35 protein-coding genes are annotated in these 23,861 nt (G+C 67.3%); 34 read left to right on the top strand and 1 reads right to left on the bottom strand.

Annotated elements, in window-relative coordinates; translation table 11 throughout:
• Window positions 1–70 precede the first annotated feature (70 nt).
• Both tuf and ESP57_RS14700 read left to right on the top strand, forming a co-directional pair.
• Window positions 71–1,261: an elongation factor Tu gene (gene tuf, locus ESP57_RS14695; RefSeq protein ID WP_056010902.1), complete on the top strand. Its 1,191-nt coding sequence runs from the start codon at window positions 71–73 to the stop codon at window positions 1,259–1,261.
• Between the two features lie 211 nt (window positions 1,262–1,472).
• The gene (locus ESP57_RS14700; protein ID WP_129232096.1) at window positions 1,473–2,687 is read left to right on the top strand and encodes an acyltransferase family protein; all 1,215 of its coding nucleotides are present in this window, start codon (window positions 1,473–1,475) and stop codon (window positions 2,685–2,687) included.
• A gap of 23 nt (window positions 2,688–2,710) precedes the next feature.
• Here the strand turns inward: ESP57_RS14700 and ESP57_RS14705 are convergent, their stop codons facing one another.
• Window positions 2,711–3,160: an OsmC family protein gene (locus tag ESP57_RS14705; protein WP_115961205.1), complete on the bottom strand. Its 450-nt coding sequence runs from the start codon at window positions 3,158–3,160 to the stop codon at window positions 2,711–2,713.
• Between the two features lie 501 nt (window positions 3,161–3,661).
• On the opposite strand from ESP57_RS14705, the gene rpsJ reads away from it, so the two are divergent.
• From rpsJ to ESP57_RS14865, 32 genes are all read left to right on the top strand, one after another.
• The gene (gene rpsJ, locus ESP57_RS14710; protein WP_017201594.1) at window positions 3,662–3,970 is read left to right on the top strand and encodes a 30S ribosomal protein S10; all 309 of its coding nucleotides are present in this window, start codon (window positions 3,662–3,664) and stop codon (window positions 3,968–3,970) included.
• An 8-nt stretch (window positions 3,971–3,978) separates the two neighbouring features.
• Window positions 3,979–4,635, top strand: a complete 657-nt coding sequence (gene rplC, locus ESP57_RS14715; RefSeq protein ID WP_056010893.1) for a 50S ribosomal protein L3 — start codon at window positions 3,979–3,981, stop codon at window positions 4,633–4,635.
• Between the two features lie 3 nt (window positions 4,636–4,638).
• Complete coding sequence (gene rplD, locus ESP57_RS14720) at window positions 4,639–5,298, top strand: 50S ribosomal protein L4 (RefSeq protein ID WP_056010889.1); 660 nt, start codon at window positions 4,639–4,641, stop codon at window positions 5,296–5,298.
• Window positions 5,295–5,600, top strand: coding sequence for a 50S ribosomal protein L23 (gene rplW / locus ESP57_RS14725; RefSeq protein ID WP_056010886.1), 306 nt, complete (start codon window positions 5,295–5,297; stop codon window positions 5,598–5,600). The genes rplD and rplW overlap by 4 nt, the downstream gene beginning before the upstream one ends.
• A gap of 17 nt (window positions 5,601–5,617) precedes the next feature.
• Window positions 5,618–6,457 carry a 50S ribosomal protein L2 gene (gene rplB / locus ESP57_RS14730; protein WP_056010883.1) on the top strand — a complete coding sequence of 280 codons (840 nt, stop codon included), beginning with the start codon at window positions 5,618–5,620 and terminating at the stop codon, window positions 6,455–6,457.
• Window positions 6,458–6,469: 12 nt separating this feature from the next.
• Window positions 6,470–6,751, top strand: coding sequence for a 30S ribosomal protein S19 (gene rpsS / locus ESP57_RS14735; protein ID WP_056010880.1), 282 nt, complete (start codon window positions 6,470–6,472; stop codon window positions 6,749–6,751).
• Between the two features lie 25 nt (window positions 6,752–6,776).
• Window positions 6,777–7,142: a 50S ribosomal protein L22 gene (rplV, locus tag ESP57_RS14740; protein ID WP_056010876.1), complete on the top strand. Its 366-nt coding sequence runs from the start codon at window positions 6,777–6,779 to the stop codon at window positions 7,140–7,142.
• A complete protein-coding gene (gene rpsC / locus ESP57_RS14745) occupies window positions 7,142–7,894 on the top strand; it encodes a 30S ribosomal protein S3 (RefSeq protein WP_056010873.1) in 753 nt (250 codons plus the stop codon). Before rplV ends, rpsC begins: the two co-directional genes overlap by 1 nt.
• A gap of 2 nt (window positions 7,895–7,896) precedes the next feature.
• Window positions 7,897–8,316, top strand: coding sequence for a 50S ribosomal protein L16 (gene rplP / locus ESP57_RS14750; RefSeq protein WP_056010870.1), 420 nt, complete (start codon window positions 7,897–7,899; stop codon window positions 8,314–8,316).
• Window positions 8,316–8,645 (top strand): 50S ribosomal protein L29, encoded by a 330-nt coding sequence (gene rpmC, locus ESP57_RS18860; protein WP_056010867.1) that lies wholly within the window; start codon window positions 8,316–8,318, stop codon window positions 8,643–8,645. Before rplP ends, rpmC begins: the two co-directional genes overlap by 1 nt.
• Before the next feature lie 2 nt (window positions 8,646–8,647).
• Entirely contained in the window at window positions 8,648–8,950 is a 303-nt protein-coding gene (gene rpsQ / locus ESP57_RS14760; RefSeq protein ID WP_056010864.1) for a 30S ribosomal protein S17, read from the top strand.
• A 33-nt stretch (window positions 8,951–8,983) separates the two neighbouring features.
• Complete coding sequence (rplN, locus tag ESP57_RS14765; protein ID WP_056010861.1) at window positions 8,984–9,352, top strand: 50S ribosomal protein L14; 369 nt, start codon at window positions 8,984–8,986, stop codon at window positions 9,350–9,352.
• Window positions 9,353–9,354: 2 nt separating this feature from the next.
• The gene (gene rplX, locus ESP57_RS14770) at window positions 9,355–9,714 is read left to right on the top strand and encodes a 50S ribosomal protein L24 (RefSeq protein ID WP_056010858.1); all 360 of its coding nucleotides are present in this window, start codon (window positions 9,355–9,357) and stop codon (window positions 9,712–9,714) included.
• Window positions 9,714–10,301, top strand: coding sequence for a 50S ribosomal protein L5 (gene rplE / locus ESP57_RS14775; protein WP_115961208.1), 588 nt, complete (start codon window positions 9,714–9,716; stop codon window positions 10,299–10,301). The genes rplX and rplE overlap by 1 nt, the downstream gene beginning before the upstream one ends.
• 130 nt (window positions 10,302–10,431) lie before the next feature.
• Window positions 10,432–10,830, top strand: a complete 399-nt coding sequence (gene rpsH / locus ESP57_RS14780) for a 30S ribosomal protein S8 (protein WP_056010852.1) — start codon at window positions 10,432–10,434, stop codon at window positions 10,828–10,830.
• 4 nt (window positions 10,831–10,834) lie between these two features.
• Window positions 10,835–11,371: a 50S ribosomal protein L6 gene (gene rplF, locus ESP57_RS14785; protein WP_056010849.1), complete on the top strand. Its 537-nt coding sequence runs from the start codon at window positions 10,835–10,837 to the stop codon at window positions 11,369–11,371.
• A gap of 2 nt (window positions 11,372–11,373) precedes the next feature.
• Window positions 11,374–11,733: a 50S ribosomal protein L18 gene (rplR, locus tag ESP57_RS14790; protein WP_056010846.1), complete on the top strand. Its 360-nt coding sequence runs from the start codon at window positions 11,374–11,376 to the stop codon at window positions 11,731–11,733.
• The gene (rpsE, locus tag ESP57_RS14795; protein WP_056010842.1) at window positions 11,730–12,431 is read left to right on the top strand and encodes a 30S ribosomal protein S5; all 702 of its coding nucleotides are present in this window, start codon (window positions 11,730–11,732) and stop codon (window positions 12,429–12,431) included. Before rplR ends, rpsE begins: the two co-directional genes overlap by 4 nt.
• Window positions 12,431–12,616 (top strand): 50S ribosomal protein L30, encoded by a 186-nt coding sequence (gene rpmD, locus ESP57_RS14800; protein ID WP_056010840.1) that lies wholly within the window; start codon window positions 12,431–12,433, stop codon window positions 12,614–12,616. Before rpsE ends, rpmD begins: the two co-directional genes overlap by 1 nt.
• Complete coding sequence (gene rplO / locus ESP57_RS18780) at window positions 12,616–13,299, top strand: 50S ribosomal protein L15 (RefSeq protein ID WP_082571405.1); 684 nt, start codon at window positions 12,616–12,618, stop codon at window positions 13,297–13,299. The genes rpmD and rplO overlap by 1 nt, the downstream gene beginning before the upstream one ends.
• Before the next feature lie 114 nt (window positions 13,300–13,413).
• A complete protein-coding gene (gene secY, locus ESP57_RS14810) occupies window positions 13,414–14,736 on the top strand; it encodes a preprotein translocase subunit SecY (protein ID WP_056010836.1) in 1,323 nt (440 codons plus the stop codon).
• Window positions 14,733–15,368, top strand: coding sequence for an adenylate kinase (locus tag ESP57_RS14815; RefSeq protein ID WP_056010833.1), 636 nt, complete (start codon window positions 14,733–14,735; stop codon window positions 15,366–15,368). Before secY ends, ESP57_RS14815 begins: the two co-directional genes overlap by 4 nt.
• A gap of 7 nt (window positions 15,369–15,375) precedes the next feature.
• Window positions 15,376–16,203: a type I methionyl aminopeptidase gene (map, locus tag ESP57_RS14820; RefSeq protein ID WP_115961214.1), complete on the top strand. Its 828-nt coding sequence runs from the start codon at window positions 15,376–15,378 to the stop codon at window positions 16,201–16,203.
• Between the two features lie 138 nt (window positions 16,204–16,341).
• Complete coding sequence (gene ptsP, locus ESP57_RS14825) at window positions 16,342–18,024, top strand: phosphoenolpyruvate--protein phosphotransferase (protein WP_056010830.1); 1,683 nt, start codon at window positions 16,342–16,344, stop codon at window positions 18,022–18,024.
• Window positions 18,025–18,209: 185 nt separating this feature from the next.
• Window positions 18,210–18,431 (top strand): translation initiation factor IF-1, encoded by a 222-nt coding sequence (infA, locus tag ESP57_RS14830; protein ID WP_021759551.1) that lies wholly within the window; start codon window positions 18,210–18,212, stop codon window positions 18,429–18,431.
• 70 nt (window positions 18,432–18,501) lie between these two features.
• Window positions 18,502–18,618, top strand: a complete 117-nt coding sequence (gene rpmJ / locus ESP57_RS14835) for a 50S ribosomal protein L36 (protein ID WP_005050492.1) — start codon at window positions 18,502–18,504, stop codon at window positions 18,616–18,618.
• Between the two features lie 161 nt (window positions 18,619–18,779).
• On the top strand, window positions 18,780–19,160 hold the full coding sequence (rpsM, locus tag ESP57_RS14840) for a 30S ribosomal protein S13 (protein ID WP_056010826.1): 381 nt from the start codon (window positions 18,780–18,782) through the stop codon (window positions 19,158–19,160).
• A 32-nt stretch (window positions 19,161–19,192) separates the two neighbouring features.
• Entirely contained in the window at window positions 19,193–19,591 is a 399-nt protein-coding gene (gene rpsK / locus ESP57_RS14845) for a 30S ribosomal protein S11 (RefSeq protein WP_022889749.1), read from the top strand.
• Window positions 19,592–19,729: 138 nt separating this feature from the next.
• Window positions 19,730–20,716 (top strand): DNA-directed RNA polymerase subunit alpha, encoded by a 987-nt coding sequence (locus ESP57_RS14850; protein WP_022893850.1) that lies wholly within the window; start codon window positions 19,730–19,732, stop codon window positions 20,714–20,716.
• Between the two features lie 50 nt (window positions 20,717–20,766).
• The gene (gene rplQ, locus ESP57_RS14855; protein WP_056010823.1) at window positions 20,767–21,294 is read left to right on the top strand and encodes a 50S ribosomal protein L17; all 528 of its coding nucleotides are present in this window, start codon (window positions 20,767–20,769) and stop codon (window positions 21,292–21,294) included.
• An 86-nt stretch (window positions 21,295–21,380) separates the two neighbouring features.
• Window positions 21,381–22,418, top strand: coding sequence for a GNAT family N-acetyltransferase (locus ESP57_RS14860; RefSeq protein WP_129232097.1), 1,038 nt, complete (start codon window positions 21,381–21,383; stop codon window positions 22,416–22,418).
• A gap of 132 nt (window positions 22,419–22,550) precedes the next feature.
• Window positions 22,551–23,855, top strand: coding sequence for an acyltransferase family protein (locus ESP57_RS14865; RefSeq protein ID WP_165877489.1), 1,305 nt, complete (start codon window positions 22,551–22,553; stop codon window positions 23,853–23,855).
• The last annotated feature ends 6 nt before the right edge of the window (window positions 23,856–23,861 follow it).

Raw genomic sequence — 23,861 nt, forward strand, 5'->3', positions numbered from 1 at the left:
CAACCCCCGTAGACCACCGGTCGCAATCCAGCGCCCGGCGGATCTACACGAGTCCTGAGGAGGACCCACAGTGGCTAAGGCCAAGTTCGAGCGGACCAAGCCGCACGTCAACATCGGAACGATCGGTCACGTCGACCACGGCAAGACCACGCTCACCGCAGCGATCTCGAAGGTGCTCGCCGACAAGTACCCGTCGGCCACCAACGTGCAGCGCGACTTCGCGTCGATCGACTCCGCTCCCGAGGAGCGCCAGCGCGGCATCACGATCAACATCTCGCACGTCGAGTACGAGACGCCGAAGCGCCACTACGCGCACGTCGACGCCCCGGGTCACGCCGACTACATCAAGAACATGATCACCGGTGCGGCTCAGATGGACGGCGCGATCCTCGTGGTCGCGGCGACCGACGGCCCGATGGCTCAGACGCGCGAGCACGTGCTGCTCGCCAAGCAGGTCGGCGTGCCGTACCTGCTCGTCGCGCTCAACAAGTCCGACATGGTCGACGACGAGGAGATCCTGGAGCTCGTCGAGCTCGAGGTCTCGGAGCTGCTCGCCAGCCAGGGCTTCGATGAGAACGCCCCCGTCGTCCGCGTGTCGGGCCTCAAGGCGCTCGAGGGCGACGAGAAGTGGGTCCAGTCGATCCTCGACCTCATGGAGGCCGTGGACAACAACATCCCCGACCCGATCCGCGACAAGGACAAGCCGTTCCTCATGCCGGTCGAGGACGTCTTCACGATCACCGGTCGTGGAACCGTCGTCACGGGCCGCGCCGAGCGTGGCACGCTGAAGATCAACTCCGAGGTCGAGATCGTCGGCATCCGCCCGACGCAGAAGACCACGGTCACCGGTATCGAGATGTTCCACAAGCAGCTCGACGAGGCATGGGCCGGCGAGAACTGCGGTCTGCTCCTTCGCGGCACCAAGCGCGAAGACGTCGAGCGCGGCCAGGTCGTCGTCGCACCCGGCTCGGTCACCCCGCACACGGGCTTCGAGGGCACCGCGTACATCCTCTCCAAGGAGGAAGGCGGGCGTCACAACCCGTTCTACGCGAACTACCGCCCGCAGTTCTACTTCCGCACCACCGACGTCACCGGCGTCATCACGCTGCCCGAGGGCACCGAGATGGTCATGCCCGGCGACACCACCGACATGACGGTCGAGCTGATCCAGCCGATCGCCATGGAGGAGGGCCTCGGCTTCGCCATCCGTGAGGGTGGACGCACCGTGGGTGCCGGTACGGTCACCAAGATCGTCAAGTAGGTTCACCTACTGATCGCCGACAGGGGTCGGGCCTTCGGGCCCGGCCCCTTTCGTGTACCCACCGCAGGGTCGGGGCGGTGAGCTCAGGGCACCGGCCCCTTTCGTGTACCCACCGCGGGGTCGGGGCGGTGAGTTCAGGGCACCGGGCCCCTTTCGTGTACCCGGCGTCAACCCCTTCCGCGAGTGTGACGATCGACCTACGCTGTGACGGATGGCAGTTCCCCCTCAGCCATTCGTTCGGTCGACGGTTCGCCCTGAGATTCAGGCTCTTCGGGCGCTCGCCGTCGGAGCAGTCGTGCTCCATCACGGATGGCCGGCCGTCGCGCCGGCCGGCTACATGGGCGTCGACGTGTTCTTCGTCGTCTCCGGGTTCCTGATCACCGGGCTCCTCCTCCGCGACGCGGAGCAGCGGGGCCGCATCCCGCTCGGCAGCTTCTACCTGCGCCGGGCCCGGCGGATCCTCCCGGCGGCCGTGACGGTGCTCGCGGTCGTCTCCGTCCTGACGATCGCCGTGGTGCCCCAGCGCGAATGGCGGTCGTGGTTCCGGGAGATCGTCGCGAGCGCGCTCTACTCCGAGAACTGGCAGCTCGCGATCGACTCCCAGATCCCGCGACGCGCAGATCTCGAGTCCACGCCCGTGCAGCACTACTGGTCGCTCTCCGTCGAGGAGCAGTTCTACCTGTTCTGGCCTCTCCTGCTGATCGTCGCGATCTGGTTCGCGGCGCGATGGGGAGTCGCATCGCGACGCGTGCTCCTGCCGCTGCTCGGCGCGGTCACCCTCGCGTCGTTCGTGCATTGCATCGTGCTCACAGCGCAGGACCCCGACCTCGCGTACTTCTCGACGTTCACGCGCACCTGGGAGTTCGGCGTCGGCGGGTTGCTCGCACTGCTCGCCGCGACACCGCTCCGCGGCCACGAGCGGGTGCGTGCAGCCGCCTCACTCGCCGGGCTGGTCCTCATCGCCGTGCCGATCGTCGCTTTCCGCTCGCCCGACGTCTTCCCGGGAACGGTCGTGCTCCTGCCGGTGGTCGGAACGCTCGCCGTGATCTGGGCGGGCATGCCGCGACTCGCCTGGTCGCCGTCGCGCCTCGCTGCGCTGCGTCCGGTGCAGTGGATGGGCGATGTGTCGTACTCGCTCTACCTCTGGCATTGGCCGATCTTCATGTTCGTGCCGTACCTGACGGGTGTGCCGAGCCCGCCGTGGCTGATGGTGCTGCTCGTGGCGTTCTCGTTCCTCGTCGCCAGCCTCTCGAAGCGGTACATCGAGGACCCGTTCCGCACGCCGGCGAAGGGAGTGCAGGCTCGCCCCTCGATCGTGATCGGTGCACTGGCCGCGGTCATCGCCCTCGTCGTCGGGGCCGGCGTGGTCGCCCCGAGCGTCGCCGCCGAGCGCACCGTCGCGTGCTCGCGTAGCGATCGTGACTGAGCAGCGACAGCCGTCGCGCCGTCTCAGACCGCGGTGCCGTCGATCGTCGTCTCGAGGTCGATGCTGCCGTGCACGCTGCGGGCGACGGTGCAGCCACGGTCGATCGCCTTGACCATGATCTCGATGAGCTTCGTGCGCTCCGCCTCGTCGAGTGCGGAGAGGTCGAGGAGCAGTTCCTCATCGACCCGCGAGTACCGGTTCTCGGAGTCCGAGGTGCCGTGCGCCCACACGGTCATCGCGAAGTCCTCGCCGAGGCGCCGAGCGGCGACGCGGTCGGCACTCATCCCGGCGCAGCCAGCGAGGGCGAGCTTCAGCAACTCGCCGGGAGTGAAGTGGCCCTCGGCCTCGGCCGGCCCGATGCGCACCGTCGAGCCACGTTCGTTCATGCCCTCGAACGTGCGTTCGCCGGTGCGGGTGACCGAGATGCTGCCCGGTCCGATGCGGTCGCTCACCTGATGCGCGTGCTCGGTCATGTTCGCCCTCCAGACGTGGTCGTCACGTCGATTCCATCACGGATGTCGTGGGCCGCGTGGGGCCTCGTCTGCGACATCCCTGTGAACCCGCCCGGGCGCGACACGCCCGGGTTGCAAGTAGCCCCTCATTGTGGCAAACTCGTTGAGTTCAACATTTCGAACGCGTGCACTCGTGCGCGCTGATCGGATCACTGTCAGGCAGTGCATAACCACCCGGTTCACCCCGTTACGGGGCTCACGCAGGGGTCAGGTTAGGCCGCAGGCAGGAGAACAGACAAACCGACACACACAACGCCATGGGCGACCATGTCCGCGTGCGCGCCGGCGGGTTCGAAGGTCGAGCGTGTCGAGAGCACCGCCCCGGTACATCCGGGCGGGTGGTTTCGACAGGCTCGATCACCGGCCTTTGACAGAAGAACAGTGGTGCTTCACACGGAGTAGCTACGCGGCGTCCGATGCCCTCGGAAGGGGTAAGACGCCTTGACAGAGAGAGAGTCAGCAATGGCGGGACAGAAGATCCGCATTCGACTGAAGTCGTATGACCACGAGGTCATCGACACCTCGGCGCGCAAGATCGTCGACACGGTGACCCGCGCGGGTGCCACGGTCGTCGGCCCCGTGCCGCTTCCGACGGAGAAGAACGTGGTGTGCGTCATCCGCTCGCCCCACAAGTACAAGGACAGCCGCGAGCACTTCGAGATGCGCACCCACAAGCGCCTCATCGACATCGTGGACCCGACGCCCAAGGCCGTCGACTCGCTCATGCGACTCGACCTGCCGGCAGACGTCAACATCGAGATCAAGCTCTGAGGTAACAGATGTCTTCCGCTACCAAGAACGTGAAGGGTCTGCTCGGCACCAAGCTCGGCATGACCCAGGTGTGGGACGAGAACAACAAGCTCGTGCCCGTGACCGTCATCGAGATCGCTCCCAACGTGGTCACCCAGCTCCGCACCGTCGCGAACGACGGCTACGAGGCTGTGCAGATCGCTGCAGGCGCCATCGACCCGCGCAAGGTCAACCAGCCCGCGACCGGCCACTTCGCCGCTGCAGGCGTGACCCCCCGTCGCCACCTGACCGAGGTCCGCACCGCGGACGCCGCGTCGTACTCCCTCGGCCAGGAGCTCCCCGTCGAGGGTGCCTTCGAGGCCGGCCAGCTCGTCGACGTCGTCGGCACGAGCAAGGGCAAGGGCTTCGCCGGTGTCATGAAGCGCCACAACTTCAAGGGTGTCTCCGCTTCGCACGGTTCGCACCGCAACCACCGCAAGCCCGGTTCCATCGGTGCCTCGTCGACGCCCAGCCGCGTCTTCAAGGGCATGCGCATGGCCGGCCGCATGGGTGGCGAGCGCGTGACCGTGCTCAACCTCCGCGTGCACGCCGTCGACGCCGAGAAGGGCCTGCTGCTCGTCAAGGGCGCGGTTCCCGGTGCTCGCGGCCGTCTCGTTTTCGTCCGCAACGCAGTGAAGGGGGCGTAGTCCATGGCTACCGCCAACACCATTGACGTGCTCGACGCGACCGGCAAGAAGTCCGGCTCGGTCGAGCTGCCCGCCGAACTCTTCGACGTGCAGACCAACGTCCCGCTCATCCACCAGGTCGTCGTCGCCCAGCTCGCAGCAGCGCGCCAGGGCACGCACAAGACCAAGACCCGCGGCGAGGTTTCCGGCGCCGGTCGCAAGCCGTTCAAGCAGAAGGGCACCGGCCGCGCCCGTCAGGGTTCGATCCGCGCTCCTCAGATGACCGGTGGTGGCGTCGTGCACGGCCCGCAGCCGCGCGACTACTCGCAGCGCACCCCCAAGAAGATGATCGCAGCAGCCCTCCTCGGCTCGCTCTCCGACCGCGCTCGCGGCGGCCGCGTCCACGCGGTCACCGCCTTCACGGCCAGCGAGACGCCGAAGACCAAGGAAGCCGTCGCGCTCCTCGCCGCGATCGCTCCGGCGAAGCGCTTCCTCATCGTGCTCGCGCCCGGTGAAGAGCTCTCGCAGCGCGCCGTTCGGAACATCCCGACCGTGCACGTGCTGCGCGTCGACCAGCTGAACGCTTACGACGTGCTCGTCTCGGACGACATCGTCTTCAGCACCGCTGCCCTCGAGTCCTTCGTGGCTTCGAAGACGGCGAAGAAGGAAGAGGTCTCGGCATGACCGCCGCCGCGAACAACAAGGACCCGCGCGACATCATCATCGCGCCCGTCGTCTCGGAGAAGAGCTACGGCCTGATCGACGAGGGCAAGTACACGTTCATCGTGGACCCCCGTTCGAACAAGACCGAGATCAAGCTCGCCATCGAGAAGATCTTCAACGTCCAGGTGGCGTCGATCAACACCCTGAACCGCCAGGGCAAGACCCGCCGTACCCGGTTCGGCATGGGCAAGCGCAAGGACACCAAGCGCGCGATCGTCACCCTCAAGTCCGGCTCGATCGACATCTTCACGGCTGTCGGCTAGGGAGCAGAGGAATAAGAATGGCTATTCGTAAGTACAAGCCCACGACTCCTGGTCGTCGCGGTTCGTCGGTCGCCGACTTCGCGGAGATCACGCGCTCCACGCCTGAGAAGTCGCTGCTCCGCCCGCTGCCGAAGACCGGTGGTCGCAACAACCAGGGCCGCATCACGACGCGTCACATCGGTGGTGGCCACAAGCGCCAGTACCGCGTGATCGACTTCAAGCGGAACGACAAGGACGGCATCAACGCCAAGGTCGCTCACATCGAGTACGACCCCAACCGCACCGCGCGCATCGCGCTGCTGCACTTCGTCGATGGCACCAAGCGCTACATCCTGGCTCCGAACAAGCTCTCGCAGGGCGACGTCGTCGAGTCGGGCCCCGGCGCCGACATCAAGCCCGGCAACAACCTGCCGCTGAAGAACATCCCCACCGGTACCGTGGTGCACGCCATCGAGCTGCGCCCCGGCGGCGGTGCCAAGATGGCACGCTCGGCCGGAGCATCCGTTCGCCTCGTTGCGAAGGACGGCCCCTACGCCCAGCTGCGTCTGCCCTCGGGCGAGATCCGCAACGTCGACGCGCGCTGCCGCGCGACCGTCGGCGAGGTCGGCAACGCCGAGCAGTCGAACATCAACTGGGGCAAGGCCGGCCGCATGCGCTGGAAGGGCGTCCGCCCGACCGTGCGTGGCGTCGCCATGAACCCGGTCGACCACCCGCACGGTGGTGGCGAGGGCAAGACGTCCGGTGGACGTCACCCCGTCAGCCCCTGGGGCCAGAAGGAAGGCCGTACGCGCAAGCGCGATCTTCCCAGCGACAAGCTCATCGTTCGCCGCCGTAACGTCGGCAAGAAGCGCAAGTAGGAGTTGTAGAAGATGCCACGCAGTCTGAAGAAGGGCCCCTTCGTCGATGACCACCTGCTTCGCAAGGTGATCACGGCGAACGAGGCCGGCAGCAAGAACGTCATCAAGACCTGGTCGCGCCGTTCGATGATCATCCCGGCGATGCTGGGTCACACCATCGCGGTGCACGACGGCCGCAAGCACATCCCGGTGTTCGTCACCGAGACCATGGTGGGTCACAAGCTCGGCGAGTTCGCCCCCACCCGCACCTTCCGTGGACACGTGAAGGACGACAAGAAGGGCCGTCGCCGCTAAGCGGTGACGTGAAGGAGGAGAAGAAATGGTGGAGTCGATCGCACGCGTGCGACACATCCGCGTCACCCCCATGAAGGCCCGTCGCGTCGTCAACATGATCCGCGGCCGTCAGGCACAGGAGGCACTCGCCATCCTGAAGTTCGCCCCCCAGGGTGCGAGCGAGCCGGTGTACAAGCTCGTCGCCTCGGCCATCGCGAACGCTCGCGTCAAGGCCGATGCAACGAACACCTACCTGGACGAGCAGGACCTCTACATCAGCAGCGCCTACGTCGATGAGGGCACCACCCTCAAGCGATTCCAGCCGCGTGCTCAGGGTCGTGCCTTCCGCATCAACAAGCGAACGAGCCACATCACCGTCGTGCTCGCCACGCCCGAGGAGGGTACGAAGTAATGGGTCAGAAAGTAAACCCGTACGGCTTCCGTCTCGGCATCACCACCGACCATGTGTCGCGGTGGTTCTCCGACTCGACGAAGCCCGGTCAGCGCTACGCCGACTACCTGGCAGAAGACATCAAGATCCGTCGACTGCTGCAGACGTCGCTCGACCGCGCCGGTGTCTCGCGCATCGAGATCGAGCGCACCCGTGACCGTGTCCGCGTGGACATCCACACGGCACGTCCCGGCATCGTGATCGGCCGCCGCGGCGCCGAGGCCGAGCGCATCCGCGCCGACCTCGAGAAGCTCAGCGGCAAGCAGATCCAGCTGAACATCCTCGAGGTGAAGAACCCCGAGGCCGACGCTCAGCTCGTCGCTCAGGGCATCGCCGAGCAGCTCTCCGCTCGTGTGGCCTTCCGCCGCGCGATGCGCAAGGGCCTGCAGGGTGCACAGCGCGCCGGCGCCAAGGGCGTCCGCATCCAGGTCTCCGGCCGCCTCGGCGGCGCCGAGATGAGCCGTTCGGAGTTCTACCGCGAAGGCCGTGTGCCCCTGCACACGCTCCGCGCGAACATCGACTACGGCTTCTACGAGGCGAAGACCACCTTCGGTCGCATCGGTGTCAAGGTCTGGATCTACAAGGGCGACATCACCAACAAGGAGCTCGCCCGCGAGCAGGCCAACCAGAAGTCGTCGCGCCCCGAGCGCAGTGACCGTCCCCGCCGTGCGCCCAAGGCGCAGGAGCCGGTGGCAGCAGGAGTTGAGGCATAACCATGTTGATTCCCCGTCGAGTCAAGTACCGCAAGCAGCACCACCCCGGCCGTTCGGGCCACGCCACCGGCGGCACGAAGGTCACCTTCGGTGAGTTCGGCATCCAGGCGTTGACCCCCGCGTATGTGACGAACCGTCAGATCGAGTCCGCTCGTATCGCCATGACGCGTCACATCAAGCGCGGCGGCAAGGTGTGGATCAACATCTACCCCGACCGTCCGCTCACCAAGAAGCCGGCCGAAACCCGCATGGGTTCCGGTAAGGGTTCGCCCGAGTGGTGGGTCGCGAACGTCAAGCCGGGTCGAGTCCTCTTCGAGGTCTCCGGCGTCTCCGAGGAACTCGCTCGTGAGGCAATGACCCGTGCCATCCACAAGCTGCCCCTCAAGGCACGCATCATCAAGCGCGAGGAGGGCGACGCATAATGGCCGTCGGCACCAAGGAGCTCAGCCCCGTCGAGCTCGACACCTTTGAAGACGAGCGACTCGTCGATGAGCTGAAGAAGGCCAAGGAAGAGCTGTTCAACCTGCGCTTCCAGTCGGCCACCGGTCAGCTCGAAAGCCACGGCCGCCTCCGGGCGGTCAAGCGCGACATCGCGCGCATCTACACGGTCATCCGCGAGCGCGAACTCGGCATCCGGGCAACGCCCGCGCCGGTCGAGGTTCCGGCCAAGGCCGAGAAGAAGACGAAGAAGGCCAAGGCCGAGGCATCCGCTGATGCTGCAGCCGAGGTCGAAGAGACGAAGGAGGCCTGATCATGGCTGAGACCAAGAAGGCTTCGGCCGAGGTCGACACCGCGGCCGAGCTCGTCCGCGGCTACCGCAAGGTTCGTCGCGGCTACGTCGTCAGCGACAAGATGGACAAGACCATCACCGTCGAGGTCGAGGACCGCGTGAAGCACCCGCTGTACGGCAAGGTTCTGCGCCGCACCTCGAAGGTCAAGGCTCACGACGAGCTGAACACCGCCGGCATCGGCGACCTCGTCGTGATCAGCGAGACCCGTCCCCTTTCCGCCACGAAGCGCTGGCGCCTCGTCGAGATCGTCGAGAAGGCCAAGTAAGCCTCGGGCTTACTTGAAAGAAGGAGATTCAAAGTGCTTCAGCAGGAATCACGAGTCAAGGTCGCCGACAACACCGGCGCCAAGGTGCTCCTCACGATCCGCGTGCTCGGTGGCTCGAAGCGTCGGTACGCCGGCCTCGGTGACACCATCGTCGCGACCGTCAAGGACGCCATCCCCGGCGGCAACGTCAAGAAGGGCGATGTGGTCAAGGCCGTCATCGTCCGCACCGTCAAGGAGACCCGTCGTCCCGACGGCTCCTACATCAAGTTCGACGAGAACGCCGCAGTGATCCTGAAGAACGATGGTGACCCCCGCGGCACCCGTATCTTCGGACCGGTCGGTCGCGAGCTCCGCGACAAGAAGTTCATGAAGATCATCTCGCTGGCACCGGAGGTTATCTAGTCATGGCCAACATCAAGAAGGGTGACCTCGTTCAGGTCATCTCGGGCCGCAGCCAGGCTCGCGGCGGAGATCGCGGCAAGCAGGGCAAGGTCCTCGAGGTGCTCGTCGCCGAGAACCGCGTCGTCGTCGAAGGCATCAACTTCGTGACGAAGCACGTTCGCGTCGGCCAGACGCAGCGCGGCTCGAAGACCGGCGGCATCGAGACCGTCGAGGCCCCGATCCACGTTTCGAACGTCGCGCTCGTCGACCCCGAGTCGAAGAAGCCGACCCGCGTCGGTTTCCGCATCGAGACCGTGACGAAGGACGGCGTCGACAAGACCGTCCGCGTCCGTTACGCAAAGAAGTCAGGTAAGGACCTGTAATGACCGACACGGCTACGCAGGCTGGCAAAATCCAGCCGCGCCTGAAGACCAAGTACCGGGACGAGATCTCGAAGGCCCTCACCGAGGAGCACGGCTACACCAACGTGCACCAGATTCCGGGTCTCGTGAAGATCGTCGTGAACATGGGTGTCGGCGAAGCCGCGCGCGATGGCAAGGTCATCGACGGCGCGATCGCCGATCTCACCAAGATCACCGGCCAGAAGCCGCAGGTCACGAAGGCTCGCAAGTCCATCGCGCAGTTCAAGCTGCGCGAGGGACAGCCCATCGGCGCCCACGTCACGCTTCGTGGCGACCGCATGTGGGAGTTCCTCGACCGCCTGCTCTCGCTCGCACTGCCCCGTATCCGCGACTTCCGCGGCCTCTCGGACAAGCAGTTCGACGGCACCGGCAACTACACCTTCGGTCTCACGGAGCAGTCGATGTTCCACGAGATCGACCAGGACAAGATCGACCGCGTCCGCGGCATGGACATCACTGTGGTGACCACCGCCAAGACGGACGAAGAGGGCCGCGCGCTGCTCAAGCAGCTCGGCTTCCCCTTCAAGTCGGCCGACGCGGCCAACTGAACCACGGATGCTGCGGGCGCACGCCCGCAGCATCCGACCCCGGTCCTCCGCATCCGCGGGAGACCGACACCACAGGTCATCGCTCGTGTAACGGGCGCTGAAACCTGGTGAACGTAAGGAAACACTCGTCATGACGATGACCGACCCGGTCGCTGACATGCTGACCCGTCTGCGGAACGCGAACTCCGCACACCACGACTCCGTGTCGATGCCCAACTCCAAGCTCAAGGCGAACATCGCCGAGATCTTGAAGAAGGAGGGCTACATCGCGGACTTCGAGCTGACTGACGCTCGCGTGGGCAAGACGCTCACGCTGCAGCTCAAGTTCGGCCCCAACCGCGAGCGTTCGATCGCTGGCATCAAGCGCGTCTCCAAGCCCGGCCTCCGCGTGTACGCGAAGTCGACGGAGCTCCCCAAGGTGCTCGGCGGCCTCGGCGTTGCCATCCTGTCCACCTCCAGCGGTCTGCTCACCGACCGCCAGGCCGAGAAGAAGGGCGTAGGCGGAGAAGTCCTCGCCTACGTGTGGTAGTTCCATGTCACGAATCGGACGACTTCCCATCGACATCCCCGCGGGCGTCGACGTCAAGATCGACGGCCAGGCCGTTTCGGTCAAGGGCCCGAAGGGCGAGCTCGCGCTCACCGTCGCCGCCCCCATCGAGGTCAAGCTCGAAGAGAACCAGGTTCTCGTCACCCGCCCCGACGACGAGCGCACCTCGCGTTCGCTGCACGGCCTCACGCGTACCCTCATCGCCAACCAGATCATCGGCGTGACGCAGGGCTACTCCAAGGGCCTCGAGATCGTCGGCACCGGTTACCGCGTCGCGCAGAAGGGCTCGTCGCTCGAGCTCGCGCTCGGTTTCTCGCACCCCGTCGTCGTCGACGCTCCCGCCGGCATCACGTTGACCGTCGAGGGCAACAACAAGATCACGGTCGCGGGCATCGACAAGCAGGCGGTCGGCGAGGTCGCCGCGAACATCCGCAAGATCAAGAAGCCCGAGCCGTACAAGGGCAAGGGCATCCGCTACGCCGGCGAGGTCGTGCGTCGCAAGGCCGGAAAGTCAGGTAAGTAATCATGGCTGTGAAGACCAAGACGGCTGCGCGTTCGCGCCGCCACACCCGCCTTCGCAAGAAGGTCGTCGGCACCGAGCTGCGTCCGCGCCTCGTCGTCACCCGTTCGGCACGTCACGTGTTCGTCCAGGTCGTCGACGACAGCAAGGGCCTGACCGTCGCCAGCGCCTCGACCATGGAGGCAGACCTCCGTGTGTTCGACGGTGACAAGACCGCCAAGGCCAAGAAGGTCGGCGAGCTCGTCGCAGAGCGTGCGAAGAAGGCCGGCATCGAGTCCGTCGTCTTCGACCGCGGCGGCAACAAGTACGCCGGTCGTGTCGCAGCGATCGCCGATGGAGCGCGAGAGGCAGGGCTCAACCTGTGAGCGAGAACACTACGAAGGAGACCGAGGTGACCGCAGAGGCACCCGTCGAGACGGCAGCAGCTTCGGAGCCGGCTCGGAACGAGCGCGACAACCGTCGCGGCGGTGGTCGAGACCGCAACCAGGGTGGCCGCGACCGCGGTGGCCGTGACGCCGAGAAGAGCCAGTTCCTCGAGCGCGTCGTGACCATCAACCGCGTGTCGAAGGTCGTCAAGGGCGGCCGTCGCTTCAGCTTCACGGCGCTCGTCGTCGTGGGCGACGGCAACGGACTCGTCGGCGTCGGCTACGGCAAGGCGCGCGAGGTCCCGACCGCGATCTCGAAGGGTGTCGAGGAGGCGAAGAAGAACTTCTTCCGCGTCCCTCGCATCGGAGCGACCATCCCGCACCCCGTCCAGGGTGAGGCTGCAGCCGGCGTCGTCCTGCTGCGCCCCGCTTCGGCCGGTACCGGTGTCATCGCCGGTGGTCCCGTGCGCGCGGTGCTCGAGTGCGCCGGCATCCACGACGTCCTGAGCAAGTCGCTCGGTTCGTCGAACACCATCAACATCGTGCACGCCACGGTCGCCGCCCTGCAGCAGCTCGAAGAGCCGCGTGCAGTCGCTGCCCGTCGTGGCCTGGCCTACGACGAGGTCGCTCCGGCCCGTCTGCTGCGTGCCGAGGCCCAGGCGGCAGAGTCCGCCGCAGCAGCGAAGGCAGGTGCCTGATGGCCAAGCAGCTGAAGGTGACCCAGATCAAGTCCAAGGTGAGCGAGAAGCAGTACCAGCGCGACACGCTGCGCAGCCTCGGACTCAAGCGCATCGGCCAGTCGGTCGTTCGCGAGGACAACTCGCAGAACCGCGGCTATGTGAACACCGTCGCGCACCTCGTGAAGGTTGAGGAGATTGACTAATGGCTGACGAGAAGAAGGACGTCGCCGCCGAAGCCCCCAAGAAGGCTCCGGCGAAGAAGACGGCCGACAAGCCCGCCGCCGCGAAGGCAGCCCCCAAGGCTGCTGCCGAGAAGAAGGCCCCCGCCAAGGCCGCAGCTGCGAAGGCCGACTCGGCCGACGCCGCCAAGGCTCCGGCGAAGAAGGCCCCCGCCAAGGCTGCGCCCGCCAAGTCGGCCGCTGCCAAGGCGGAGGTCGCGGAGAAGCGCGAGCAGGTGCTGAAGGTCCACCACCTCCGCCCCGCTCCCGGCTCCAAGAAGGACAAGACCCGCGTCGGACGCGGTGAGGGTTCGAAGGGCAAGACGGCAGGTCGCGGTACCAAGGGCTCGAAGGCTCGCAACAACATCCGCCCCGGGTTCGAGGGTGGCCAGCTTCCGTACCACATGCGTGCGCCGAAGCTCCGCGGCTTCAAGAACCCGTTCCGCGTCGAGTACCAGGTCGTGAACCTGGAGAAGCTCGCCGAGCTGTACCCGAAGGGCGGCGACGTCACGATCGCCGACCTCGTCGAGAAGGGCGCCGTTCGCAAGAACGAGCGCGTCAAGGTTCTCGGCAACGGTGACATCCAGGTGAAGCTCACCGTCGCGGTCGACAAGGTCTCCGGCTCGGCTGAGCAGAAGATCGTCGCCGCTGGCGGCTCGGTCAAGTAGACCGGTACAGCACCGATTGCACGAGCCAGTCGGGACCTCGCGTATGATTCACGGGGGTCTCGACTGGCTCGAGCCGCATATGGACTGACTCCACACGGAGCAACAGGAGGACGAGTGTTCAACGCCATCGGGCGGATCTTCCGCACGCCGGATCTTCGCCGCAAGCTCGGGTTCACGCTGGGCATCGTCGCCCTGTTCCGGCTGGGTTCGTTCATTCCCGCGCCGTTCGTGGACTTCGGCAACGTTCAGGCGTGTCTCGCCGCGAACCAGTCGGGTGCAGCGGGGCTCTACGACCTCGTGAACCTGTTCTCGGGCGGTGCGCTGCTGCAGCTCTCGATCTTCGCGCTGGGCATCATGCCCTACATCACGGCGTCGATCATCGTGCAGCTGCTGCGCGTCGTGATCCCTCACTTCGAGACGCTCTACAAAGAGGGCCAGGCCGGCCAGAGCCGCCTGACCCAGTACACCCGGTACCTCACGATCGCGCTCGGTGTGCTCCAGTCCACCACGCTGATCACGGTCGCCCGCTCCGGCGCGCTGTTCCCCTCGAGCGCCCCCGAGTGCTCGCAGCTCATCACGAACGACGCCTGGTACGCGATCCTGCTCATGGTCATCACCATGACCGCCGGCACCGGCCTCATCATGTGGATGGGTGAGCTCATCACCGAGCGCGGCATCGGCAACGGCATGTCGCTCCTCATCTTCACCTCGATCGCCGCGACCTTCCCCGGCTCGCTCTGGGCCATCGGCATCGCCCGCGGTTGGGACGTCTTCGCGATCGTGCTGGCGATCGGCCTCCTCGTCGTCGTCGCCGTGGTCTTCGTCGAGCAGTCGCAACGGCGGATCCCCGTGCAGTACGCCAAGCGCATGGTCGGTCGTCGAACATACGGCGGCAACAACACGTACATCCCGATCAAGGTCAACATGGCCGGCGTCGTGCCCGTCATCTTCGCCTCGTCGCTGTTGTACCTGCCCGCCCTCATCGCGCAGTTCAACACCCCGGCCGCCGGCGAGACGCCGCAGCCCTGGGTCGTCTGGATCACGAACAACCTGACGCAGGGCGGTCACCCGCTGTACATGCTCATGTACTTCCTGCTCATCGTCGGCTTCACGTACTTCTACGTCGCGATCACGTTCAACCCCGACGAGGTCTCCGAGAACATGAAGAAGTACGGCGGGTTCATCCCCGGCATCCGTGCCGGTCGTCCGACCGCCGAGTACCTCGACTACGTGCTCACCCGCATCACGCTGCCGGGCTCGTTCTACCTCGGCTTCATCGCCCTGATCCCGCTGATCGCGTTCGCGATGGTCGGCGCCGACCAGAACTTCCCCTTCGGCGGCGCTTCCATCCTGATCATCGTCGGCGTCGGCCTCGAGACGGTGAAGCAGATCGACGCCCAGCTCCAGCAGCGACACTACGAAGGACTCCTCCGATGACGCCGGCCGCCTCGAACGACACCGCTGCAAGCGGCTCTGCTCGCTTCCTGATCGTCGGACCCCAGGGCTCCGGCAAGGGAACGCAGGGTGTGCTCGTCGCGGACGCGTTCGGAGTGCCGCAGGTCGCCACCGGCGACATCTTCCGCGCGAACGTCGCGGGCGGCACCGAACTCGGCAAGCGCGTGCAGGCGATCATCGAGGCGGGCGACCTCGTGCCCGACGCGCTCACGAGCGAGCTCGTGCGCGATCGCCTCGAGCAGCCGGATGCCGCGCACGGCTTCCTCCTCGACGGATACCCGCGCAACCGTGGCCAGGTCGACGACCTCGACGCGTTCCTCACCGCTCGCGGCGAAGCGCTCGACGCGGTCATCGAGCTCGAGGTCCCGCGCGCGGAGAGCATCGCCCGTCTGCAGCAGCGCGCTGCAGACCAGGGACGCACCGACGACACCGAAGAGGTCATCGCGAACCGACTCGCGATCTACGAGCGGGAGACCGCTCCGATCCTCGATGTCTACCGCGCACGCGGCATCGTCGTGCGCATCGACGGCGTCGGTTCGCTCGACGAGGTGACCGAGCGCATCTTCTCGGCACTCGCTGCACGCGGCCTCGCGCCCAACGGCGTCTCGGCCTGAGCCCTCGGTGTTCCGTCGGTCGATCTACAAGTCGCCTGCAGAGCTCCGCTCGATGCGAGCGGCCGGTGAACTGACCGCTGCGGCACTCGCGGAGACGCGCAGGCTGCTGGCGCCCGGAGCGACACCGCTCGAGCTCGACGCCGCAGCCGAGCGCGTGATCCGCGACGGCGGTGGGATTCCGAACTTCCAGTTGGTCCCCGGCTACCGACACACGTTGTGCGTCTCGGTCGACGACGACGTCGTGCACGGCATTCCCGGTGATCGTCCGTTCCGTGCCGGCGACATCGTCTCGGTCGACGGCGGGGCGGAGCTCGACGGCTGGAACGGAGACTCGGCGTTCACGGTCGTGCTGCCGGACGTTGCGCGACCCGACGTCGTCGCCTCCCGCGAAGAGCTCAGCCGCGTCACCGAGCAGGCTTTGTGGGTCGGCATCGCGGCACTCGCACGCGCATCCCACCTCAACGACGTCGGCGCCGAGATCGAGGACTTCGTTCGGGGCGAAGGCGCCTACGGCATCCTCACCGACTACGTCGGACACGGCATCGGGCGTTCGATGCACGAGGAGCCGCCCGTCTTCAACTATCGCGTGGATCGTCGGGGGCCCGCGGTCAAGCCGGGGCTCGTGGTGGCGATCGAGCCGATGATCGTCGCCGGTTCCATCGACACGTTCACACGCGACGACGACTGGACCGTGACGACCTCCGACGGTGCGGACGCCGCCCACTGGGAACATTCGGTCGCGGTGCACGCCGGCGGCATCTGGGTGCTGACGGCGCCCGACGGGGGCGCCGCAGGACTCGCGCCGTTCGGCATCCGTCCCGCGCCCATCGGCTGAGTCGTTCGCGAGTCCACTCCGAATCCGCAGGTCACGCCCGCCGTGGATCACCGTTGCATGTACGGAGTCCCTCCCGGTCGTCGCTCCCCGAAGACTAGGGTGAATGGAGAACGGATACTCACGACGGAGGCCGGGCGGATGATGGAGATCACGGGCATCGGGATCGGCCAGGGGGTGGCCATCGGTGCAGTCGTGCGCATGGCGGACCGTCTGCCCGAACCGGCCGACGTGCCGACATCGCTCGATCCCGAACGCGAGACCGAGCGCGCGACGAACGCGCTGTCCGCCGTCGCCGTCGATCTCACGCAGCGCGGAGCGGCAGCCGGAGGTGCGGCCAAGGACGTGCTCGAGGCGCAGGCCATGATGGCCGAAGACCCGAGTCTCTTCGATCTCGTGACCGTGAGGCTTGCGAACGGGGCGACGGCGGAGCGAGCGGTGTTCGAGGCGTTCGCCGCATTCCGCGGTCTGCTCGCCGACATGGGCGGGTACATGGGGGAGCGGGCCGCCGATCTCGACGACATCTCGCAGCGCGTCATCGCGGAGTTGATGCAGGTGCCGGCTCCGGGGGTCCCCGATCCCGGGCATCCGTTCGTGCTCGTCGCACACGATCTCGCTCCTGCCGACACGGCGGTGCTCGACCTCGACCTGGTGCTCGCCCTCGTGACCGTCGAAGGAGGACCGACGTCGCACACGGCCATCCTCGCTCGCGAGAAGTCCATCGTCGCCGTGGTCGGTGCGAGCGATGCCGCGCACCTCGTCGACGGCGACACCGTCGTCGTGGACGCCGCCCGTGACGTCGTCGTCGCCTCGCCCACCGACGAGGTGCTGGCGGCCGCGCAGGCCCGGATCGCCGAGCGCGCGAGCCGGGCCGCCGCGCCGCTGGCACCCGGTGCACTCGCCGACGGCACGCCGGTGCCGTTGCTCGCGAACCTCGGTTCCGTCGCGGGTGCCGCCGACGCCGTCCGACTCGGCGCAGAAGGGGTCGGGCTCTTCCGTACGGAGTTCCTGTTCCTCGATGCCGAGACCGCGCCGACCGCATCCCGCCAGCAGGCCGAGTACACGCGGCTGCTCGCGGCATTCCCTCGGCGGAAGGTGGTGGTCCGCGTGCTCGACGCGGGTGCGGACAAGCCGCTGGCCTTCGTCAACGATGCCCCCGAGTCGAACCCCGCCCTCGGGCTCCGCGGCATCCGTGCACTGAGGCGTGCCGAGCCGGTCCTGCGCGACCAGCTCACGGCGCTCGCCGCCGCCGCCGCCGCGACGGAGGCCGAGCTCTGGGTCATGGCGCCGATGATCGCGACGGTCGAGGAGACGCGGTACTTCACCGCCCTTGCGAAGGAGCTCGGCATTCGGGTCGCGGGGGTGATGGTCGAGACCCCGTCGGCCGCACTCATCGCTGACCGGATTCTCGCGGCGGCCGACTTCGCCTCGATCGGCACGAACGACCTCACCCAGTACACGATGGCCGCCGACCGCCTGCTCGGGACGGTCGCAGCGCTGCAGGACCCCTGGCACCCCGCGGTGCTCCGCTTGATCGCCGAGGTCGGGGCGGCGGGCGCGGCGCAGGGGAAGCCCGTCGGCATCTGCGGCGAGGCCGCGGCCGATCCGCTGCTGGCCGTCGTGCTCGTCGGCCTCGGCGCCACCAGCCTGTCGATGTCGCCCTCGGCGCTCGCCGACGTGCGGGCTTCGTTGTCCCGGTTCAACCTGAGCGAGGCGAAGACGCTCGCGCGAGCGGCTCTCGTCGCAGATGGGGCGCTCGAGGCGCGAGCAGCTGCGGCCTCTGCGGCCGCGGAGATCGTCTCGCGCGAGGCATCCGGCACCTAGCAGGTCGGGTCGCCGGCGCCCTTCGCGCCCTCGACTGGCGAAAACGCTCGGAATCACCTAGAGTTGACCCTTGGTGTTCTGCACGCCTGCTTCGGCATGCCTGACGGCCCCTCTCCAGGGGAAATCGGCTCGGCGAGCGGAACCATCGCACGACCAGCATCCCAACTCCAAGCGATAGTGAGGCTATGGCCAAGAAAGACGGCGTCATCGAGATCGAAGGCTCGGTTGTCGAGGCCCTCCCGAACGCGATGTTCCGGGTGGAACTCACGAACGGACACAAGGTCCTCGCGCACATCTCAGGAAAGATGCGCCAGCACTACATCCGCATCCTCCCCGAGGACCGCGTGATCGTCGAGCTGAGCCCATACGACCTGACGCGCGGCCGCATCGTCTACCGCTACAAGTAACGGCTGCTCGGAAAGTAACGGCCCGCGACATCTCGCGGGTACGAGGACAGCGACACATCAAGGAACAATCGTGAAGGTCAACCCCAGCGTCAAGCCCATCTGCGACCACTGCAAGGTGATTCGCCGCCACGGCCGCGTCATGGTCATCTGCAAGTCGAACCCGCGCCACAAGCAGCGCCAGGGCTAGTCACCAGACGGCGGGGCGCACGCGCCCCGCATCCCCATAACTGAATACATCGGCAACGCCAGAACCGCAGACATCCACGGATGTCGCGGGGACACCTCGGGTCGGAGGCTCGGGCACCGGCGTTGCTCCACACCTCCACTTCGAAACAGGAGAAGCCACACATGGCACGTCTGGCAGGAGTCGACATCCCGCGCGAGAAGCGCGTGGAGATCGCACTGACTTACATTTACGGCGTCGGCCGCACGCGAGCGCTCACCACGCTCGCCGAGACCGGCATCGACGGAAACATCCGCGTGAAGGACCTCAGCGACGAGCAGCTCGTCGCGCTGCGCGACTACATCGAGGGCAACTTCAAGGTCGAGGGTGACCTCCGCCGCGAGGTCGCAGCAGACATCCGCCGCAAGGTCGAGATCGGCTCGTACGAGGGCATCCGCCACCGTCGCGGTCTCCCGGTCCGCGGCCAGCGCACCAAGACCAACGCTCGTACCCGCAAGGGCCCGAAGCGCACCGTTGCCGGCAAGAAGAAGCCCGGCCGCAAGTAACCGCTCGTCGCCAGATCTAGGAGATTTCACACATGGCAGCACCCAAGGCGGCTACTCGCAAGCCGCGCAAGAAGGAAAAGAAGAACATCGCCGTGGGCCAGGCCCACATCAAGTCGACGTTCAACAACACGATCGTCTCGATCACCGACACCAACGGTGCCGTGATCAGCTGGGCCTCCTCCGGTGGCGTCGGCTTCAAGGGCTCGCGCAAGTCGACCCCGTTCGCCGCACAGCTCGCCGCCGAGTCGGCCGCGCGCCAGGCGCAGGAGCACGGCATGAAGAAGGTCGACGTGTTCGTCAAGGGTCCCGGCTCCGGCCGCGAGACCGCGATCCGCTCGCTCCAGGCCGCGGGCCTCGAGGTCGGCAGCATCAACGACGTGACGCCCCAGGCTCACAACGGATGCCGCCCGCCCAAGCGTCGCCGCGTCTGATTCCCTCCCGGTGATCGAGGAGCAGTCCGGCTCAGCCGGGCTCTCCTCGATCGCCGGGACATCCGTTCTCTCACACAACTCAAGATCCTCGTACTCGCAGGTGTCATATAGCGGACACCCTGCCGAAAGGAATCAACAGTGCTGATCGCACAGCGCCCGACGCTCACCGAAGAGAACATCTCGGAGTTCCGTTCGCGTTTCGTGATCGAGCCCCTCGAGCCGGGCTTCGGTTACACCCTGGGCAACTCGCTCCGTCGCACCCTCCTCTCCTCGATCCCCGGCGCAGCCGTGACGAGCATCCGCATCGACGGCGTGCTCCACGAGTTCTCGACCGTTCCGGGCGTGAAGGAGGATGTCACCGAGATCATCCTCAACATCAAGAACCTGGTCGTCTCCAGCGAGCACGACGAGCCGATCACCGCGTACCTGCGCAAGCAGGGTGCCGGTGAGGTCACCGCAGCCGACATCTCCGCTCCGGCGGGCGTCGAGGTGCACAACCCCGAGCTGGTCATCGCGACGCTCAACGACTCGGCGAAGTTCGAGCTCGAGCTCACGATCGAGCGCGGCCGCGGCTACGTCTCGGCCAGCCAGAACCGCAACGAGTACTCCGAAGCCGGCCAGATCCCGGTCGACTCGATCTACTCGCCGGTCCTGAAGGTCACCTACCGCGTCGAGGCCACCCGCGCCGGCGAGCGCACCGACTTCGACCGCCTCGTGGTCGACGTCGAGTCGAAGCCGGCCATCACGCCGCGCGACGCGATCGCCTCGGCGGGCCGCACGCTCACCGAGCTGTTCGGTCTCGCCCGCGAGCTGAACACCGCTGCCGAGGGCATCGAGATCGGCCCCGCGCCGGTCGACGCCGTGCTCTCGAGCGAACTCTCGATCCCGATCGAAGACCTCGACCTCTCGGTGCGCAGCTACAACTGCCTGAAGCGCGAGGGCATCAACACGGTGTCCGAGCTCGTCGCCCTGTCGGAGTCGCAGCTCATGAACATCCGCAACTTCGGCCAGAAGTCGGTGGATGAGGTCAAGGACAAGCTCACCGAAATGGGCCTGTCGCTGAAGGACTCCGTCCCCGGATTCGACGGGGCCCACTTCTACACGGGCTTCGACGACGAGAACTAGGCAGACCTCGCGGTCGCCCACCAACCCCCACCTACTGGAGAGAACGAACCATGCCGAAGCCCACGAAGGGCCCCCGCCTCGGAGGCGGCCCCGCCCACGAGCGGTTGATGCTCGCGAACCTCGCTGCAGCGCTGTTCACGCACAAGCGCATCACCACCACCGAGACGAAGGCCAAGCGCCTCCGCCCGCTGGCCGAGCGTCTCGTGACGTTCGGCAAGCGCGGCGACCTGCACGCGCGCCGTCGCGTGCTCGCCGTCATCGGCGACAAGACCGTCGTGCACGAGCTGTTCACGGTCATCGCCCCCCAGGTCGCCGACCGTGAGGGCGGCTACACCCGCATCACGAAGATCGGCAACCGCAAGGGCGACAACGCGCCCATGGCGGTCATCGAGCTCGTGCTCGAGCCCGTGACCCCGAAGAAGCGCGCCGCGAAGCCGGCCGCCGCCGAGGCGCCCGTCGCCGAGGAGGCTCCGGCCGAGGTCGTCGAGGAGACGACCGAGGTCGAGGCGACCGACGCAGCCGCAGAGGAGACGACCGAGGTCGTCGCCGACGAGGCCGAGGCCGCAGAGGCCAAGTAGTCTCTCGCTTCATCACGAAGGGCCCCGGTGCGAGCACCGGGGCCCTTCGTCGTCCCCGCAGCGAGGTCGCCGTCTAGTCTTGAGCGGTGACCGAGCACGAACTCTCGCCCCTCTCCGAGCGCGTCTCGCCCCCCGACTCGCTCCCGAGCCTCGCGCATCCCGACGTCACCGCCTGGCGCCCCGTGGGCGACGACGACCTCGACCTGATCGAGGCACTCGAGGCGGCCATGGCGGCCGTCGATCATCCCGAGTACGCCGCGCCGCGGGACGAGCTCGCCGATGATCTCGGGATGTCGTTCGTCGACCGTGAGCGCGACACGATCGTCGCCCTCGATGCCGGTGGTCGCGCAGTGGCGTGGGGCGCGGCCTACCACCCGCCCGGCCGCGACACGCTCGTGCGCTCGATCCTCGTCGGCGGGGTGCACCCCGAGCTGCGCGGCCGCGGCATCGGCCGCGTGCTCATGGCGTGGCTCCGTGCTCGGGGCGAACAGCAGCTCGCCGCGTCCGCGCTCCGGCTCCCCGGGTGGATCATGGCCTTCTCCGACGACCGTGCCCGCGGGGCCGGACCGATGTTCGAGTCGGCGGGCTTCGCCCCGGCTCGGTACTTCGCCGGGCTGCGGCGCGATCTCGGTGAACCGCTCGCCGACGTCCGCGCCGGCGAGGGGATCCGCGTCGAGGCGCTGCGACCGGAACGCGTTGACGAGGTGAGGGCGGCGCGCAACGACGCCTTCCGCGATCACTGGGGCAGCCAGCCGAGATCCGAGGAGGAATGGCGCGTGTTCGCCTCGAGCGCCGTGTTCCGCGCGGACCTCTCCGTCATCGCCGTCGACGAGGCGAGCGATCGCGTGGTGGGGTTCGTGCTGGCCGAGGTGAACGAAGCCGACTGGACCGGGCAGGGGTTCTCGAGCGTGCACGTTCCGCTCGTCGGCGTGGTGCGCGGCCATCGCGGGCGCGGCGTCGCCAAGGTGCTCCTGGCGGCACATCTCGTCGCCGCTCGTGCCGCACGGATCGAGTACTCGACGCTCGAGGTCGATGCCGCGAGCCCGACCGGCGCATTCGCGCTGTACGAGCGCATGGGATTCCGTGCGGCGACCACCGAGACCAGTTACACGATCGTCGTCTGACACCACCGAAGACGATCGCGGATGCCGCGGCGCGAGTGCCGCGAACACGCCGTTCCGGCGTTTCGGGGCTGATGACGATGTGCCAGAATCTGTTCTCGGTACCGCCGTCAACGGTGCTCGAAGAGGAGCAGCGTGGCCGCCGTTCGCATCCCGGTCGACCGGGATCTCTCGATCGATTTCGCCCGTGCCTTCTGTCTGCCGATCGTGGTGCTCCTGCACGCCCTGCAGATGGGCATCGGCGGGGATCCGCTGCGCGCGTTCAATGCGCTCGACGGTTTCGAACCGCTCGCCTGGGCGACCTGGCCGCTCATGATCATGCCCGTGTTCTTCATCTGCGGAGGGTTCGCCTCGATCACGCAGTGGCGGCGGTTGCGCGGACACGGCGAGACCGTCGCCCACTACGTCCGGATCCGCGCCATCCGCTTGGCGCAGCCCGTGGTGGGGGTCGTCGCGGCCGTCGGAGCGGTGCTCTCGGTCATGTTCCTCGCGGGCGTCGACACGGAGTTCCTCCGAACGTTCGCGGTGCGGCTCGCCGAACCGCTCTGGTTCATTCCCGTCTACCTGATCTGTACGGCATTCGTGCCGATGATGTCGTGGCTGCATCGCCACGCTCCATGGTCGGCCTACCTCGGGCTCGTGGGGGCGGTCGTCGTCGTCGACGTGCTCACGCGCGGGTTCGACGTGCCGGTCGGCGCCCTCAACTGGATCTTCGTGTGGCTGTTCGCCCAGCAGCTCGGATTCGGCCTCCGCGACGGCTGGTTCGCCCGTCGCTCGCGACTGGTGCTCCTCGCCGCCGCCGCCGGGGCGTACGTCGTCATCGGGGTGCTCGTGACCTGGTTCGGGTACTCGCACGACATGCTCGACAACCTCAATCCGCCGACTTTGGCGATCCTCGCCCTCGCGCTCGGGCAGGCCTGCCTGTTCGCGCTCGCCCAGCCCCTCATCCGGCGCATGATGCAGTGGCGGCCGATGCTCGGCGCGGTCTTCGTCTTCGGCGTCTACGGCATGGTCATCTATCTCTGGCACACGTTCGCGATGGCTGTCGTGACGGCCCTGGACCTCGCGTTCGGGCTGCCGTTCCCGCCGGTGCTGTCGCCGGCGTGGTGGGCGACGCGTCCGCTCTGGATCGCCGCCATCGCCGTCGTGATCGCCGGATGCTGCATGATCGTGCCGCGCGTCGAGTCGCGGTGGCCGAAGCCGATCGACCGGCGAACCCCGCTCGCTGCGGTCCTGTTGTGGAGTGCGTGCGCGGTGGCCGGCGTCGGGGTGCTGCTCGTGCTCGGCTACCTCCCGTGGCAGAACGGACTGCTGGGGTGGGCGCTCGTGACCGTCGCGGTGGTCGCGCTCATCGTGGGCGGCCCCGGATCGCGCGTGCAGAACACCGTCACGGCGCCCGAGGTGCGGAGCCCGGCGTCGTCCACCGTCGCGCGCTCGTAGGCTTGA

It is taken from the genome of Agromyces fucosus, assembly GCF_004134865.1.
Taxonomy (GTDB): Bacteria; Actinomycetota; Actinomycetes; order Actinomycetales; family Microbacteriaceae; genus Agromyces; species Agromyces fucosus.

Excerpts from the sequence above, each read along its gene's own strand:
- ESP57_RS14700 (WP_129232096.1), top strand. The coding sequence starts at position 1,473 with ATGGCAGTTCCCCCTCAGCCATTCGTTCGGTCGACGGTTCGCCCTGAG.
- ESP57_RS14705 (WP_115961205.1), bottom strand. The coding sequence starts at position 3,160 with ATGACCGAGCACGCGCATCAGGTGAGCGACCGCATCGGACCGGGCAGC.
- rpsJ (WP_017201594.1), top strand. The coding sequence starts at position 3,662 with ATGGCGGGACAGAAGATCCGCATTCGACTGAAGTCGTATGACCACGAG.
- rplC (WP_056010893.1), top strand. The coding sequence starts at position 3,979 with ATGTCTTCCGCTACCAAGAACGTGAAGGGTCTGCTCGGCACCAAGCTC.
- rplD (WP_056010889.1), top strand. The coding sequence starts at position 4,639 with ATGGCTACCGCCAACACCATTGACGTGCTCGACGCGACCGGCAAGAAG.
- rplW (WP_056010886.1), top strand. The coding sequence starts at position 5,295 with ATGACCGCCGCCGCGAACAACAAGGACCCGCGCGACATCATCATCGCG.
- rplB (WP_056010883.1), top strand. The coding sequence starts at position 5,618 with ATGGCTATTCGTAAGTACAAGCCCACGACTCCTGGTCGTCGCGGTTCG.
- rpsS (WP_056010880.1), top strand. The coding sequence starts at position 6,470 with ATGCCACGCAGTCTGAAGAAGGGCCCCTTCGTCGATGACCACCTGCTT.
- rplV (WP_056010876.1), top strand. The coding sequence starts at position 6,777 with ATGGTGGAGTCGATCGCACGCGTGCGACACATCCGCGTCACCCCCATG.
- rpsC (WP_056010873.1), top strand. The coding sequence starts at position 7,142 with ATGGGTCAGAAAGTAAACCCGTACGGCTTCCGTCTCGGCATCACCACC.
- rplP (WP_056010870.1), top strand. The coding sequence starts at position 7,897 with ATGTTGATTCCCCGTCGAGTCAAGTACCGCAAGCAGCACCACCCCGGC.
- rpmC (WP_056010867.1), top strand. The coding sequence starts at position 8,316 with ATGGCCGTCGGCACCAAGGAGCTCAGCCCCGTCGAGCTCGACACCTTT.
- rpsQ (WP_056010864.1), top strand. The coding sequence starts at position 8,648 with ATGGCTGAGACCAAGAAGGCTTCGGCCGAGGTCGACACCGCGGCCGAG.
- rplX (WP_056010858.1), top strand. The coding sequence starts at position 9,355 with ATGGCCAACATCAAGAAGGGTGACCTCGTTCAGGTCATCTCGGGCCGC.
- rplE (WP_115961208.1), top strand. The coding sequence starts at position 9,714 with ATGACCGACACGGCTACGCAGGCTGGCAAAATCCAGCCGCGCCTGAAG.
- rpsH (WP_056010852.1), top strand. The coding sequence starts at position 10,432 with ATGACGATGACCGACCCGGTCGCTGACATGCTGACCCGTCTGCGGAAC.
- rplF (WP_056010849.1), top strand. The coding sequence starts at position 10,835 with ATGTCACGAATCGGACGACTTCCCATCGACATCCCCGCGGGCGTCGAC.
- rplR (WP_056010846.1), top strand. The coding sequence starts at position 11,374 with ATGGCTGTGAAGACCAAGACGGCTGCGCGTTCGCGCCGCCACACCCGC.
- rpmD (WP_056010840.1), top strand. The coding sequence starts at position 12,431 with ATGGCCAAGCAGCTGAAGGTGACCCAGATCAAGTCCAAGGTGAGCGAG.
- rplO (WP_082571405.1), top strand. The coding sequence starts at position 12,616 with ATGGCTGACGAGAAGAAGGACGTCGCCGCCGAAGCCCCCAAGAAGGCT.
- ESP57_RS14815 (WP_056010833.1), top strand. The coding sequence starts at position 14,733 with ATGACGCCGGCCGCCTCGAACGACACCGCTGCAAGCGGCTCTGCTCGC.
- ptsP (WP_056010830.1), top strand. The coding sequence starts at position 16,342 with ATGATGGAGATCACGGGCATCGGGATCGGCCAGGGGGTGGCCATCGGT.
- infA (WP_021759551.1), top strand. The coding sequence starts at position 18,210 with ATGGCCAAGAAAGACGGCGTCATCGAGATCGAAGGCTCGGTTGTCGAG.
- rpsM (WP_056010826.1), top strand. The coding sequence starts at position 18,780 with ATGGCACGTCTGGCAGGAGTCGACATCCCGCGCGAGAAGCGCGTGGAG.
- rpsK (WP_022889749.1), top strand. The coding sequence starts at position 19,193 with ATGGCAGCACCCAAGGCGGCTACTCGCAAGCCGCGCAAGAAGGAAAAG.
- rplQ (WP_056010823.1), top strand. The coding sequence starts at position 20,767 with ATGCCGAAGCCCACGAAGGGCCCCCGCCTCGGAGGCGGCCCCGCCCAC.